This window comes from Pseudomonas anguilliseptica (genome assembly GCF_021375795.1).
GTDB lineage: Bacteria > Pseudomonadota > Gammaproteobacteria > Pseudomonadales > Pseudomonadaceae > Aquipseudomonas > Aquipseudomonas anguilliseptica_A.
On the sequence record NZ_JAEIOI010000006.1, the window covers coordinates 33,753 to 48,159 of the forward strand.

General features: G+C 59.7%; 12 protein-coding genes and 3 tRNA genes. 2 read left to right on the forward strand and 13 right to left on the reverse strand.

All coding sequences use genetic code 11. The features are described from left to right. Positions 1-243 precede the first annotated feature (243 nt). Positions 244-561 (forward strand): Arc family DNA-binding protein, encoded by a 318-nt coding sequence (locus tag IOD17_RS17230; protein WP_233686265.1) that lies wholly within the window; start codon positions 244-246, stop codon positions 559-561. A 97-nt stretch (positions 562-658) separates the two neighbouring features. Here the strand turns inward: IOD17_RS17230 and mgtE are convergent, their stop codons facing one another. Continuing rightward, complete coding sequence (mgtE, locus tag IOD17_RS17235; protein WP_233686266.1) at positions 659-2,101, reverse strand: magnesium transporter; 1,443 nt, start codon at positions 2,099-2,101, stop codon at positions 659-661. Between the two features lie 325 nt (positions 2,102-2,426). Here mgtE and bamE point away from each other — a divergent pair, with 325 nt between their 5' ends. Next, the gene (gene bamE / locus IOD17_RS17240; protein ID WP_233686267.1) at positions 2,427-2,924 is read left to right on the forward strand and encodes an outer membrane protein assembly factor BamE domain-containing protein; all 498 of its coding nucleotides are present in this window, start codon (positions 2,427-2,429) and stop codon (positions 2,922-2,924) included. 107 nt (positions 2,925-3,031) lie between these two features. Here the strand turns inward: bamE and IOD17_RS17245 are convergent. The 12 genes from IOD17_RS17245 to astA all read right to left on the reverse strand — a co-directional run bounded on the left by IOD17_RS17245 (position 3,032) and on the right by astA (position 14,401). Continuing rightward, positions 3,032-3,108, reverse strand: a tRNA-Arg gene (locus IOD17_RS17245). Between the two features lie 68 nt (positions 3,109-3,176). Beyond that, positions 3,177-3,253: transfer RNA gene (locus IOD17_RS17250), tRNA-Arg, on the reverse strand. 106 nt (positions 3,254-3,359) lie between these two features. Next, positions 3,360-3,450, reverse strand: a tRNA-Ser gene (locus IOD17_RS17255). Between the two features lie 61 nt (positions 3,451-3,511). After that, positions 3,512-3,697 carry a carbon storage regulator CsrA gene (csrA, locus tag IOD17_RS17260; RefSeq protein WP_025165378.1) on the reverse strand — a complete coding sequence of 62 codons (186 nt, stop codon included), beginning with the start codon at positions 3,695-3,697 and terminating at the stop codon, positions 3,512-3,514. Between the two features lie 187 nt (positions 3,698-3,884). After that, a complete protein-coding gene (locus tag IOD17_RS17265) occupies positions 3,885-5,123 on the reverse strand; it encodes an aspartate kinase (protein WP_233686268.1) in 1,239 nt (412 codons plus the stop codon). A gap of 113 nt (positions 5,124-5,236) precedes the next feature. Then, positions 5,237-7,861 (reverse strand): alanine--tRNA ligase, encoded by a 2,625-nt coding sequence (alaS, locus tag IOD17_RS17270; RefSeq protein ID WP_233686269.1) that lies wholly within the window; start codon positions 7,859-7,861, stop codon positions 5,237-5,239. A 121-nt stretch (positions 7,862-7,982) separates the two neighbouring features. Further along, a complete protein-coding gene (gene ltaE, locus IOD17_RS17275; protein WP_233686270.1) occupies positions 7,983-8,987 on the reverse strand; it encodes a low-specificity L-threonine aldolase in 1,005 nt (334 codons plus the stop codon). A gap of 172 nt (positions 8,988-9,159) precedes the next feature. Next, the gene (astE, locus tag IOD17_RS17280; protein ID WP_233686403.1) at positions 9,160-10,170 is read right to left on the reverse strand and encodes a succinylglutamate desuccinylase; all 1,011 of its coding nucleotides are present in this window, start codon (positions 10,168-10,170) and stop codon (positions 9,160-9,162) included. A gap of 10 nt (positions 10,171-10,180) precedes the next feature. Further along, positions 10,181-10,468, reverse strand: coding sequence for a topoisomerase II (locus IOD17_RS17285; RefSeq protein WP_233686271.1), 288 nt, complete (start codon positions 10,466-10,468; stop codon positions 10,181-10,183). A 16-nt stretch (positions 10,469-10,484) separates the two neighbouring features. After that, positions 10,485-11,849: an N-succinylarginine dihydrolase gene (gene astB, locus IOD17_RS17290; RefSeq protein WP_233686272.1), complete on the reverse strand. Its 1,365-nt coding sequence runs from the start codon at positions 11,847-11,849 to the stop codon at positions 10,485-10,487. Next, a complete protein-coding gene (gene astD / locus IOD17_RS17295) occupies positions 11,846-13,309 on the reverse strand; it encodes a succinylglutamate-semialdehyde dehydrogenase (RefSeq protein ID WP_233686273.1) in 1,464 nt (487 codons plus the stop codon). The genes astB and astD overlap by 4 nt, the downstream gene beginning before the upstream one ends. A gap of 75 nt (positions 13,310-13,384) precedes the next feature. After that, on the reverse strand, positions 13,385-14,401 hold the full coding sequence (gene astA, locus IOD17_RS17300; protein ID WP_233686274.1) for an arginine N-succinyltransferase: 1,017 nt from the start codon (positions 14,399-14,401) through the stop codon (positions 13,385-13,387). Positions 14,402-14,407 lie beyond the last annotated feature (6 nt).

Below are 14,407 nucleotides of genomic sequence, written 5' to 3' on the forward strand. Positions count from 1 at the left end.
TCCCTGCGTTTTGCACAGCACAGCGCATTTCTGATGATCGGTGCTGGCATAACGCCTTTATTCAACGCAAAATTCGGCACGTAATTGACGTCAATTTAACGACCTTGCGACTAGTGGGTCACAAGGTATCTAAGCGGCTTTCTGGCTGAACGGTTAGTGCTAAAGATGGTCAAACCGGTGACAATCCTATAGCCCATTGCCAGTATCGCTTTCCTGAACTAACCGGTTTAATGTACGCGCCCTATGAAACAAGCACTCTATTCCAGCCGTACCGCTGACAAATTCGTAGTTCGTCTGCCTGACGGCATGCGCGAACGTATTGCGGATGTTGCACGCAACCATCACCGCAGCATGAACTCGGAGATCATTGCTCGCCTTGAGCAAAGCATGCTCCAGGAAAGCGCGCTGAGTGATGACCTCAACATGCGCCTGGACAGCCCCGAGCTGTCACTGCATGAGCGCGAACTGCTGCAGCGCTTCCGCCAGCTGTCGCGTCGCCAGCAAAATGCCCTGGTGGCATTGATTGCTCACGACGCCGAAATGGCCGCCGAAGAAGCCTGATCGTTCAGCACTACAAAAAAGCCGACTTATGTCGGTTTTTTTGCTGCCAATAAAAAACCGCCTTAGTGGCGGTTTTTTATTGGCAGCAAATTAACGGCTAAAGCAGGAACAGGCTCGCCAAGCCCAGGAAGATAAAGAAGCCACCACTGTCAGTGACCGCAGTGATCATCACACTGGCCCCCATAGCCGGATCTCGCCCCATACGCACCAGCGTCATGGGTATCAGCACCCCCATCAGAGCGGCCAGCAGCAGGTTGAGGGTCATCGCTGCAGTCATTACCACACCCAGCGACCAGCTGTCATACAACAGATAGGCCACTACGCCGATTACCCCACCCCAGATCAGACCGTTGACCAAACCCACACCCAACTCCTTGCGAATCAGCCGACCGGTGTTGCCGGTACTGACCTGATCCAGCGCCATGGCACGCACGATCATGGTGATGGTCTGGTTACCCGAGTTACCACCAATGCCCGCCACAATCGGCATCAGCGCCGCCAGAGCCACCAGCTTTTCAATGGAGCCTTCGAACAGACCAATCACCCGAGATGCCATAAAGGCCGTCACCAGGTTGATCGCCAGCCAGGCCCAGCGGTTGCGCAGGGACTTCCATACCGAGGCGAAGATATCCTCCTCCTCACGCAGACCGGCCATATTGAGGACTTCGCTTTCGCTTTCCTCACGAATCAGGTCGACCATTTCGTCAATCGTCAAACGGCCGATCAGCTTGCCGTTCTTGTCCACCACAGGCGAGGAAATCAAGTCATAGCGCTCGAATGCCTGCGCAGCATCATAGGCATCCTCATCCGGATGGAAGCTCACCGGATCGGTGGCCATGACTTCACTGACCAGCTTCTCCGGGTCATTGACCAGCAGGCGCTTAACCGGCAGTACGCCCTTGAGCACCCCGTCGTAATCAACCACAAAGAGTTTGTCGGTGTGCCCCGGCAGCTCTTTCAGGCGGCGCAGATAGCGCAACACCACTTCCAGGCTGACGTCCTCGCGGATGGTGACCATCTCGAAGTCCATCAGCGCACCAACCTGCTCCTCCTCATAGGACAGGGCCGAACGCACCCGCTCGCGCTGCTGGGCGTCGAGGGTTTCCATCAGCTCATGCACGACGTCGCGCGGCAGCTCGGAGGCCAGGTCAGCCAACTCGTCGGCGTCCATTTCCTTGGCCGCGGCGAGAATCTCATGATCATCCATGTCCGCGAGCAGGGTTTCGCGCACCGCATCGGACACTTCAAGAAGGATGTCGCCGTCGCGCTCGACCTTGACCAACTGCCAAACAGTCAGACGATCGCCAAGCGGCAAGGCTTCGAGGATATGGGCAACGTCAGCGGAGTGCAGCTCATCGAGCTTGCGCTGCAGCTCGGCAAGGTTTTGCCGATGCACCAGGTTTTCCACCCGGTCGTGGTGCTGGCCTTCCTGACGATGGGTCAGGTCTTCCACCACCTTGTGGCGATGCAACAGTTCGACCACCTGAGCCAGGCGATCCTGCAGACTTTCCTGCGGTTTTTTTGCTTCTACTTCAGTCATGGCGCGCTCCATCCCCAGCGACGGTGCACGCCACAGGGGATCAATCCGGTCTTACACGATTGTGCGATAAGCGATTTGAGTAACTACTGGGTAAGTCCATGGTGGTATTCCACAAGCCCCGGCGGGGCTGACGCGGCGAATGATACCACCGCCAAGACGCTTTGCATGTGACAAAAACAAACCTAGAACAAGCGCTTGCAAGGCAAACTTGAGTGCGCGTGTACATATCTGTAGCTGCGACGAGCCGCGCACCGGGCAAGGCACGCCTGGCGATCACAAAGGTATCGACTACCCTTCTGAACTGAACCGTCATGGAGGACGTACGATGCGAGGACTGCACTACGCAGCTTGCTGCGCCATTCTGCTTTGCCCCCTAAGCACGCTCGGCTCAACCGTGTACCGCTGTGAAGATACCAAGGGGCATGTCACCTTCACCCGCCAAGGCTGCCCTGATAGCCACCAGCAAAGCCTTCAGCAGGCTTACAACCCTACGCCCGGTAGCGGCAAGCCGGTGCCACTGGCCAAACCACAGAAAAGCAGCCGCAGCAGCAAGAAGGTCGATAAGCAGGAACTGACGGTGGTTGGCGTCAAACAGGATGACTGCGGCAACCAGCTGAGCAGCAGTGAACGCCGCGCCGCGATCATCAAACAGCAAATCCGCACGGGAATGAGTCGCGCCGATGTGGAAAGCAGCCTGGGCAGACCTGACAAGGTCAGCAAACACAACGGCCAGACGCGTTATGTCTACCAAAGCAAGAAAGGCAACAAGCGCAATGTCAGCTTTGATGAAGCCGGCTGCGTCAAAGGCAAAGCCAAACGCTGAAGCCTGCTAGGCAGCTGGCCGGAAAAGGCACGCAGCACCGCGACGCATAACCCGGTAAAAATCTGCACAATAAAAAAGGGCCTGCATCACTGCAGGCCCCTCTTGCATGGCGGACTCAGGAGGATTCGAACCTCCGACCGCTCGGTTCGTAGCCGAGTACTCTATCCAGCTGAGCTATGAGTCCAATTGGCGTTTTTTATACCAGACCACCACTGGTTGCCCGAATCAACTGCTGCGCAGGTGTTTCGTATATGGCGGACTCAGGAGGATTCGAACCTCCGACCGCTCGGTTCGTAGCCGAGTACTCTATCCAGCTGAGCTATGAGTCCGTAGAGCGTGCGCATTATAAGGAGTCGATTTTCATAATCAAGCATTAAATCGAATAGTTTCAATAACTTATCGCTTTAACGCAGCGCCACCTTACAACACTAAATATGGCGGAGAAGGGGGGATTCGAACCCCCGACACCCTTTTGAGGTGTACTCCCTTAGCAGGGGAGCGCCTTCGGCCACTCGGCCACCTCTCCGCAACACGGGGCGCATGATAACCATGTTTTCCCCGTTTGCAAAGCCAAAATTTCAATAAAATTAGTGGCTTGGTTCTTCGCCTTTCTCTTTCTGGATGCGCTGGTAAATTTCTTCACGGTGCACGGCAACCTCTTTCGGCGCGTTAACGCCAATGCGCACCTGATTACCTTTAACGCCCAACACGGTGACAGTGACTTCGTCACCCACCATCAGGGTCTCTCCGACCCGGCGAGTCAGAATCAGCATTCCTTTCTCCTTACGGATTTCAGTTCAGGACAACAACAGTCTGCAAAAAAGAAAATGGTGGCAGCCCCGAACATCTCAAGCAGAGCCTTCACCCAAGTATTGACCAGTGTGAGCAGAAAGAAAGTTCCCGCTCATGCCAACCAAAAAGACAAAAGGCGCGGATAAACCGCGCCTTTCGGATAATGCCTCAGTCGCCCTGACGGGCCGGGGCATCCAGTTCAAAAGCAGTGTGCAGGGCGCGCACCGCCAACTCCAGATATTTCTCTTCGATCACCACGGAGACTTTAATTTCCGAGGTCGAGATCATCTGGATATTGATATTTTCCTTGGCCAGCGCCTCGAACATACGGCTGGCAACACCGGCATGGGAACGCATTCCGACACCAACGATGGACACCTTGGCGATCTTGGTGTCACCGATGACTTCACGTGCACCCAGTTCACGGGCCGTGTTTTCCAGCACCTCGAACGCCGCCGTGTAGTCATTGCGGTGCACAGTGAAGGTGAAGTCAGTGGTGTTATCGTGCGAAACATTCTGCACGATCATGTCCACTTCGATGTTCGCAGCACTGATCGGGCCGAGAATTTTGAACGCCACGCCCGGGATGTCCGGTACGCCACGGATGGTCAGCTTGGCTTCGTCGCGGTTGAAAGCGATGCCGGAGATGATCGGCTGTTCCATGGATTCCTCTTCATCAAGGGTAATGAGGGTGCCCGACCCCTCTTGGAAGCTGTGCAGCACGCGCAGCGGGACGTTGTACTTGCCGGCGAACTCCACCGAGCGAATCTGCAGCACCTTGGAACCGAGGCTGGCCATTTCCAGCATCTCTTCGAAGGTAATCTTTTCCAGGCGCTGAGCCTGCGGCACCACACGCGGGTCAGTGGTGTAAACACCATCAACGTCAGTGTAGATCTGGCACTCATCGGCTTTCAGCGCAGCAGCCAGCGCCACACCGGTGGTGTCAGAGCCGCCACGACCAAGGGTGGTGATGTTGCCGTGCTCATCGACACCCTGAAAACCGGCGACCACCACCACGCGACCGGCCTTGAGGTCGGTACGCAGTTTCTGGTCATCGATCTGCAGGATGCGCGCCTTGTTGTGCGCGCTGTCCGTCAGGATGCGCACCTGATTGCCGGTGTAAGACACCGCCGGCACGCCAATCTTGATCAACGCCATGGCCAGCAGGGCAATCGTCACCTGCTCGCCGGTCGAGACCATCACGTCGAGTTCACGCGGTATCGGCTGACCATCACTGACCTGTTTGGCCAGATCGATCAGGCGATTGGTTTCACCGCTCATGGCGGAAACCACAACCACAATGTCATCGCCGTTTTCGCGGAATTTCTTCACCTTCGCGGCCACCTGCTGAATACGCTCAACAGTGCCGACGGAGGTGCCGCCAAATTTCTGTACGATCAAAGCCATTTCAAAGCCGCCTCAGCCCGTGAAGGGCGCCCATTAAACAGATAACTCAAAACCCTGCCAAGGCCCGCCGGGCGTATACCGGGCCTTGGTCTTTGCAGCCAGCAACCTGATCTTTACAGACCCTGCTCGGCAAACGTGACGGCCAACGCCAGCGCGCCATCCAGCGCAGCTGCGTCAACACCACCACCTTGCGCCATATCCGGACGACCGCCGCCTTTACCGCCAACAGCAGCAGCTGCCTGCTTCATCAGCTCACCAGCCTTCAGCTTGGCAGTCAGATCCTGGGTCACACCGGCCACCAGCACGACTTTTTCGTCCTGCACACCGCCTAGCAGGATGACTGCACTGCCCAATTTGTTCTTCAACTGATCGACCATGGCCAACAACGCCTTGCCGTCCAGACCATCAAGACGCGCAGTCAGTACCTTGATGCCTTTGACGTCGACGGCCGAGCCAGCCAGGTCATTGCCCGCCGCGCTGGCGGCCTTGGCCTTGAGCTGCTCCAGTTCTTTTTCCAGCTGACGGTTGCGCTCCAGCACACCCGCCAGCTTGTCCAGCAGGTTGTCGCGACTGCCTTTGACCAGCGCCGCTGCTTCTTTGAGCTGCTCTTCCGCGCCATTCAAGTAGGCAAAGGCGGCTGCACCAGTGACTGCTTCGATTCGACGCACACCAGCCGCCACACCGCCTTCGCTGATGATCTTGAACAGACCAATGTCACCGGTACGTTTGACGTGAGTACCGCCACACAGCTCAACGGAGAAATCGCCGCCCATGCTCAGCACGCGCACCTGATCGCCGTACTTCTCACCGAACAGCGCCATGGCGCCTTTGGCCTTGGCGGTTTCGATATCGGTTTCCAGGGTTTCGACTTCTGTGTTGCCACGCACTTCGCGGTTGACGATGGCTTCCAGCTCTTTCAGTTGAGCCGGGGTAATCGCCTCAAAGTGGCTGAAGTCAAAACGCAGGCGCTGGCTGTCGACCAGCGAGCCCTTCTGGGTCACGTGCTCGCCCAGCACCTGGCGCAGCGCCGCATGCAGCAAATGGGTCGCCGAGTGATTGAGCGCAGTGGCCTGACGCACGCTGGCGTCGACTTCAGCCTTGACCGAAGTGCCGACACTCAAGCCGCCCTTGACCGCAACGCCATGGTGCAGGAATGCGCCGCCAGCCTTGGTGGTATCACGCACGTCGAAACGCACGCCCGCGCCTTCAAGAAAACCGCAGTCGCCAACCTGGCCACCGGATTCGGCGTAGAACGGCGTCTGATCGAGGACCACTACGCCCTCCTCGCCTTCGCCCAGGCTATCGACTGCCTGACCGGCCTTGAACAGCGCAATGATCTTGCCGCTGCCGCTGGTGCCCTGGTAGCCGAGGAACGCGGTGTCGCTGTCGACCTTGACCAGGCTGTTGTAGTCCATACCGAAAGAGCTGGCGGAACGGGCACGTTCACGCTGCGCCTGCATTTCGCGCTCGAAACCTTCTTCATCCAGGGTCAGCTCGCGCTCACGGGCGATGTCGCCGGTAAGGTCCATCGGGAAGCCGTAGGTGTCATACAGTTTGAAGATCACATCACCTGGAATCACGCTGCCTTTCAACTCGGTCAGGTCCTGCTCGAGAATCTTCAGGCCCTGCTCCAGGGTCTTGGCGAACTGCTCTTCTTCAGTTTTCAGCACGCGCTCGATATGCGCCTGCTGCTGTTTCAGTTCAGGGAAGGCTTCGCCCATCTCGGCCACCAGCGCGGCAACGATCTGGTAGAAGAAGCTGCCCTTGGCGCCCAGCTTGTTACCGTGACGGCAGGCGCGGCGGATGATACGGCGCAGCACGTAGCCACGACCCTCGTTGGACGGCGTCACGCCATCGGCGATCAGGAAGCCGCACGAACGGATATGGTCAGCCACCACCTTCAGCGAAGCCTGGGCCTCGTTGGCACAACCGATGGCCTTGGCCGCTGCATTGAGCAGGCTCTGGAACAGGTCAATTTCATAGTTCGAATTGACGTGCTGCAGCACGGCACTGATGCGCTCCAGCCCCATGCCGGTGTCCACGCTCGGCGCCGGCAGCGGATGCAGTACACCATCTGCGGTGCGGTTGAACTGCATAAACACGTTGTTCCAGATTTCGATATAGCGGTCGCCATCCTCTTCCGGGCTGCCGGGTGGCCCGCCCCAGATGTGCTCGCCGTGATCGAAGAAAATTTCGGTGCACGGACCGCACGGGCCGGTGTCGCCCATGGTCCAGAAGTTGTCGGACGCGTACGGCGCGCCTTTGTTGTCGCCGATGCGGATCATCCGCTCGGCCGGAACGCCGATTTCCTTGTTCCAGATATCAAAGGCTTCATCGTCTGTGGCATAGACGGTGACCCAGAGCTTTTCCTTGGGCAGGTTCAGCCAGTTTTCACCGGTGAGGAATTCCCAGGCGAAGTGAATGGCATCGCGCTTGAAATAGTCGCCAAAGCTGAAGTTGCCGAGCATTTCGAAGAAGGTGTGGTGACGTGCGGTATAACCGACGTTTTCCAGGTCGTTGTGCTTGCCGCCGGCACGCACGCACTTCTGGCTGGTGGCGGCGCGGGTGTAGGCGCGCTTTTCCAGGCCGAGGAAGCAATCCTTGAACTGGTTCATCCCCGCGTTGGTGAACAGCAGGGTCGGGTCATTACCCGGAATCAGGGAGCTGGAGGCGACACGGGTGTGTCCCTTCTGTTCGAAGAAGCTGAGGAAGGCTTCACGGATTTCTGCGCTTTTCATAGGAATCTTCCAAAAACCAGCGGCCACGACAAAGCCGGCAAAGGGCCGCATTATATCGGGCCTGCGCTAGGGGGCTAGTGCCTTTATTGATAGAGAGCGACTATTCATCGCCCCAAGACAATCAATTCCGACGAAATTTGGCGAAGGTCGCCACCACCTGATCGATATCCGCAGGGGAGATATCCAGGTGAGTGACCATACGCAGCCTTGGTGCCGCAGTAAGCTTGATCCCGCGCTCGGCGCAGAAGACTTTCAGCGCGCCGGCCTGCTCGCCGACCTGCACGTAAACCATATTGGTCTGCACCGGCTCCACGGTATAACCCAACTCGCGCAGGCCAGCCGCCAGACGTTCTGCATTGGCATGATCCTCAGCCAGGCGCGAAACCTGATGCTGCAGCGCATACAAGCCCGCCGCCGCGAGCATGCCGGCCTGGCGCATACCGCCGCCGACCATCTTGCGCAAACGTCGCGCCTTGCCGACCACCTCAACTGAGCCGCACAACACCGAGCCAATCGGGGCACCGAGGCCCTTGGACAGGCACACCGACACCGAATCAAAGTACTGCGTAATATCCCGCGCCGGCACGCCCAACTTGACCGCCGCGTTATACAGCCGCGCGCCATCCAGGTGCAGGGCCAAACCGCGTCGTGTGCACAGTTCACGTGCCGCTTGCAGATACGCCTGCGGCAACACCTTGCCCTGCATGGTGTTTTCCAGCGCTAGCAGGCGGGTGCGGGCAAAGTGGAAGTCATCCTGCTTGATCGCGGCTTCTACCTTGGCCAAATCCAGCGAGCCATCGGCTTCGCCATCGATCGGCTGCGGCTGGATCGAACCGAGCACGGCCGCACCGCCGCCTTCATATTTATAGGTATGCGCTTGCTGACCAACGATGTATTCGTCGCCCCGCGCGCAATGGGCCATCAGCCCGAGTAGGTTGCTCATGGTGCCCGTGGGCACAAACAGCGCGGCCGCAAACCCTAGCTCAGCCGCCAGATACTGCTCCAGACGGTTGACCGTAGGGTCTTCGCCATACACGTCATCACCCAGTTCGGCGGCTTGCATGGCCTCACGCATACCTGGAGTCGGCTGGGTGACGGTGTCGCTGCGCAGGTCGATCACGGGCATGGCGGGCAGTCCTTAAATGAGGCTAAAGCCCGATGCTAAAGCGCACCACTTAGGCGAACAAGGTACAGATCGGGCAAGAAAATGCAGGACAGCTACCTAGGGTGTATAACGCCTCTCATCCACCCACGTGCATCAATAGGTGAATGGATAAAGCGTCACTCACCCGATCGGCTTAGGCCAAGTTCACGTCTTCGGCGGGGACAATCAGGATACCGGCACGCAGGCCGTTCTTGACCTTGGGATTGGGGAAGATAATCCGCGCACCCGGCTCATCCACCACCCAGCGGGTGTCAGCCAGATCCTCGGCCAGCAGGTAGCCAAGCGGCAGTTCGCTGAAGTTCTCGATATCGGTCGGCAGGTGCAGCTTGAAGGCGTCGCTGTGCTTGATCACTTCGCGGGCCACGGCGAACAGTTTGAGCTCGCCCAGATCATCAGTGGCACCTTCAGGCTCGCGACCTTCGATTAGCGCCTGTAGATGCAGTTCAAGCAGATCAAGGTTAACCAGTTCGTTCTGCCCGAACGGTCGCGCCTTACCCAATTCCAGGGTGAAGGCTTCTGCACCCAACTGGGTGTAGGTGTAGGCGCTGAAGGTGATCGAGCTTTTGTTGTGCAGCAGCACCGCTTCAATCCCGGCAGCGCTCAGGCGCGCCAGTTCACGCTGGCTGCGCGGGCGACCTTCCTGAAACGGGTAAAGAGCGAACTGCTCGATCTTCGACCCGCGAATCGCGGTGTGCAGGTCGTAATGCAGACGGGTACGTTCCGGCTTGCTGAAAAAGGTGGCGGCCAGGTGTTCCAGGTCGCAGGCTCGCAGCGCTTCGGCACCGGTGTGCTGATCGTGACGGCCGTTGAACAGGCGATTGATGTCCTGTTCGATATAGCGCTCGCCGCTGCGCATGGCGGCGGGGTTACCGAACAAAAAGAGAATCCGCGCACGGGGCTTCAACTGACTGCGGGCGATGCCTTGCAGCAGACGGTCGAGCAGTTCAATCGGCGCGGTTTCATTACCGTGGATGCCGGCAGAGAGCAGCAGATCCAGACCATTGTCGCTGGCCACGGGCGGCGTTATTTCCAACGCACCTTCGGCCAGCCAACGCAAACGCGTGCCCTCGGGCGTCAGCTGAATCTTCGCTGCCGGCTCATGGCCGGCGAGGGTCAGTTCAAGCAGTTTGCCGAGGGCAAGCATGGGCGTTTCCTCAATCGTGATTACAATCTGGGCCATGCACATGGCCATCTTCATCCGCCAGATCGGCCGGTTCCATTTCCAGCTCCAGGCTGACCAGGTTGGTGGCCAACGGACGCAGCAGCAGGTTGGCGTACTCGGTGTCGCCCTCCTCCACGTCCACGCCAATCATCAGCTGGCCATTACCAACCTGCTGAATCCAGATTTCCTTGCCCTGCCAGACCACGGCAAACCGCGTGCAGGAGGTTTCCAGCTGGGTGCCATCGGTGTCTTCAAGGATCAGTTGCAGGGCGTCAGACATGGTAATAAGTACTCAATCAAGCTAATTGGAATGGATAAACCGCGCCCAGTTTAAGGATCTGCGTCAGTTCGTCCAAGGCCGTGCGGCATTCGTTGAGCAATTGTGGGTCAGCCAGGTCGTTTTCGCTCAGGCGATCACGGTAGTGCTTGTCGACCCAGACATGGAGAGTGTCGTGCAGGGTCGGGGTCATGATCACACCCTGGTTGACCGCCGCCAGCTCATGCTCCTTGAGCGCCACGCGCAGACGCAGGCAGGCAGGGCCACCGCCATTCTGCATGCTCTGCTTGAGGTCGAAGACCTTGACCTCGCGGATCGGCCCATTACCGCTGGTCAGTTGCTCCAGGTAGCGCCAGACATTGGCGTTGTTACGGCACTCTTCCGGCACGATCAGCAGCATGCCGCCATCCGCGCGAGTCAACAGCTGGCTGTTGAACAGGTAGGACTTGACCGCATCCTCCACCGTCACCGCATCACGCGGCACACACACGGCCTGGAGGTTGCCGCCACGGCGGGCGAGCTTGTCGCTCAGCTCAGCCAGTACCTTCTCGGTGTCGAGGAAGGCGTCCTGGTGATAGAACAGCACCTCGCCATTGCCTACGGCGATCACGTCGTTGTGAAACACACCCTGATCGATCACCGCAGGCGTCTGCTGGGCGTAGACCACGCCGTCATCGCTCAGGCCGTGCAGTCGGGCCACCGCCTGCGAGGCTTCCAGGGTTTGCCGCGCTGGGTAGCGCTGTGGCGCCGGGAAGCGGCTGTCGAAGGCGCTGCGGCCGAATACGAAGAACTCCACACCAGCATCGCCGTAGCCTTTGCAGAAGCGCGTGTGGTTGGCCGCGCCTTCGTCACCAAACTGACCGACGGCCGGCAACGCGGCGTGGTGAGCGAAGTGCTGCTCATTGGCGAACATGGCGCCGAGCACCCGGCTGGTGGTCGGGTGCTCGATCGAGCGGTGGAATTTGCAGTTGAGGTTGGCGGCGGTGAAATGCACGCGGCCATCCGCCGTATCCGCACTCGGGCTGACGGTACAGGCGTTGGCTGTCCACATGCTCGACGCCGAACAGCTGGCGACCAACAGCGGCATGGCGTCTTTCGCCGCCTTCTGAATCACCTGGGCGTCGGTGCCGGTAAAACCCAGGCTGCGCAGCACGGCGACATTCGGGCGCTCCTGCGGGGCCAGTACGCCCTGCTTGAAGCCCATTTCCATCAGAGCCTTCATCTTGGCCAGGCCCTGCTTGGCCGCTTCTTTCGGATTGGACGCAGCCTGACTGTTGCTCTGCGAGGCAACGTTGCCGTAAGACAGCCCGCCATAGTTGTGCGTTGGCCCGACCAGACCGTCGAAATTCACTTCAAATGCAGACGCTTTGGATACTTGGCTCACAGGCTAACTCCGGGGGTCAGGGTGGCAGGCAGGCTCAGGCTGTCGGATTCCAGCGAAGCCACCGGGTAGGCGCAGTAATCGGCCGCATAATAGGCGCTGGCGCGGTGGTTACCCGAGGCACCCACGCCGCCAAACGGAGCGGTGCTGGCGGCACCAGTCAGTTGTTTGTTCCAATTGACGATGCCGGCGCGGCTGTGCAGCCAGAACTGCTCGTAGCGCGCCTTTGAATCGGACAACAGGCCAGCGGCCAGGCCGTACTGGGTGTTGTTGGCCTCGGCGATGGCCGACTCGAAATCGGCGTAGCGAATCACCTGCAGCAACGGGCCGAAGAACTCTTCATCCGGACGATTGGCGACTTCAGTCACATCAATGATGCCCGGGGTAAGCAAGGCGGCGCCCTGCAGCGGCTGAGTCATTTCCAGCAGTGGTTTGGCGCCCTGAGCCAGCAGGTGCTGCTGCGCCTTGATCAGGTGCTGCACGGCCTCCAGGGAAATCACCGAACCCATAAAGGGCGCAGGCTGGGCGTCGAAGCTGCCGACCTTGATGCTGGCGGCAACTTCCACCAGGCGCTCCAGCAGGCTGTCACCCCAGGCGCCTTGCGGCACCAGCAGGCGACGGGCACAGGTACAACGCTGGCCAGCGGAGATAAACGCCGACTGAATGATGGTGTACACGGCGGCATTGAGGTCAGCGACCTGATCCACCAGCAGCGGGTTGTTGCCGCCCATTTCCAGGGCGAGGATCTTGTCCGGGCGGCCGGCAAACTGGTTGTGCAGCAGATTGCCGGTGCGGCTGGAGCCGGTGAAGAACAGCCCGTCGATACCCTCATGCGCGGCCAGGGCCACGCCAGTTTCACGGGCGCCCTGCACCAGGTTGAGCACGCCCGCCGGCAGACCGGCTTCGATCCAGCATTTGACCGTCAGGTCGGCAACTTTCGGGGTCAGCTCACTGGGTTTGAACACCACGCAGTTACCGGCCAGCAGCGCCGGCACGATATGCCCGTTGGGCAGGTGACCGGGGAAGTTGTACGGGCCGAACACCGCCACCACGCCATGCGGTTTGTGCCGCAGCACAGCGGTGGCGTCAGCCAGCGGGCCGCTCTTCTCACCGGTGCGATCGCGGTAGCTCTGAATCGAGATGGCGACCTTGTTGACCATGCTGGTGACTTCAGTGGCGGTTTCCCACAACGGCTTGCCGGTTTCTTCACCGATGCAGTGGCCCAAAGCCTCGGCATGGCTTTTCAGGGTGGCGGCAAACTGTTCGAGCACGGCAATACGCTCATCCAGCGAGCGTGCCGCCCAGGCTGGGAATGCTGCGCGAGCAGCCTGCACAGCGGCGTCCACCTGCTCTGGCGTGGCCGCGCGGCCATGCCAGATGGCTTCCTGGCTGACCGGGTTGAGTGATTCCAGGGCCTCGCCCTGGCCCGCGAGCCAGGCACCGGCAATGTAATGAGTGCTCATCTTGTTTTATCACTCCCAGCAAGGTGTAGACCCGGCCTGCACCGGATCGGCAAATAGAGACAGCGGCGCCCGGGTTTAGCCGCGAGCGGAAACCGCAACCGCACGCACCTGATCGCCCGCCGACAACTGCAGGCGCTTGGCAGTCGGCGCATCCACCACCAGGGTGCCGGCGGCCAGACGCGCTGGCGCGGCAGTAATCCGGCAGTCTTCGCGCTTGCGGTTATGGATCAGAAACTGCGGGGCATCGTCGCCCGGCGTGCCGATGGCCAGCACCAGCACCTGGCTGTCCTGCACGGCGCGAATCTTCGCGGTTTCGGCCTCGATGGCCGGGCCGGCGTCGAAGATGTCGACATAGCCCTGGTAGCTGAAACCCTCGCCCTTGAGCATGGCCAGCGCCGGCTCGGTGTCCGGGTGGACGCGGCCGATGATGTTGCGCGCGTCTTCCGAGAGAAAGCAGGTATAGAGCGGAAACTTGGGCATCAGCTCGGCGATAAAGGCCTTGTTGCCCACGCCGGTGAGGTAGTCGGCCTGGCAGAATTCCATCTTGAAGAAGTGCCGACCCAGGCTCTCCCAGAACGGTGAACGGCCCTGCTCATCGGACATGCCGCGCATCTCGGCAATCACCTTGTCGCCGAACAGCTCACGGAATTCGGCGATAAACAGAAAGCGCGCCTTGGACAACAGCCGGCCATTCAGGCCGCTGCGCTGGTCGCTGCGCAGAAACAGCGAGCACAGCTCGGAGTTGCCGGTCAGGTCGTTAGCCAGAAACAGGGTGGGAATCTGCCGGTGAATGTTCAGTTCCTGCGAGGCGCTGACGGTTAAACCAACCCGGTAGTTGTACCAAGGCTCGCGCAAGCCAACGGCGCCGGCAACCGCCGAAATACCCACCACTTCGCCGTTGTCGTCTTCGAGCACGAACAGGTAGTCGGCATCGGCCCGACCGGCCTCGCCACGGAAAGCTTTCTCGGCCCAGCCCACTCGGTGCGCCAGGCGCTCCTCGTTGGCCGGCAAGGTGGTCAGGCCTGCGCCGGTGCTGCGCGCCAGTTGAAACAGAGCCGGCAGATCGGTGCTGCGGACGGGACGAACGATCATGCGCTA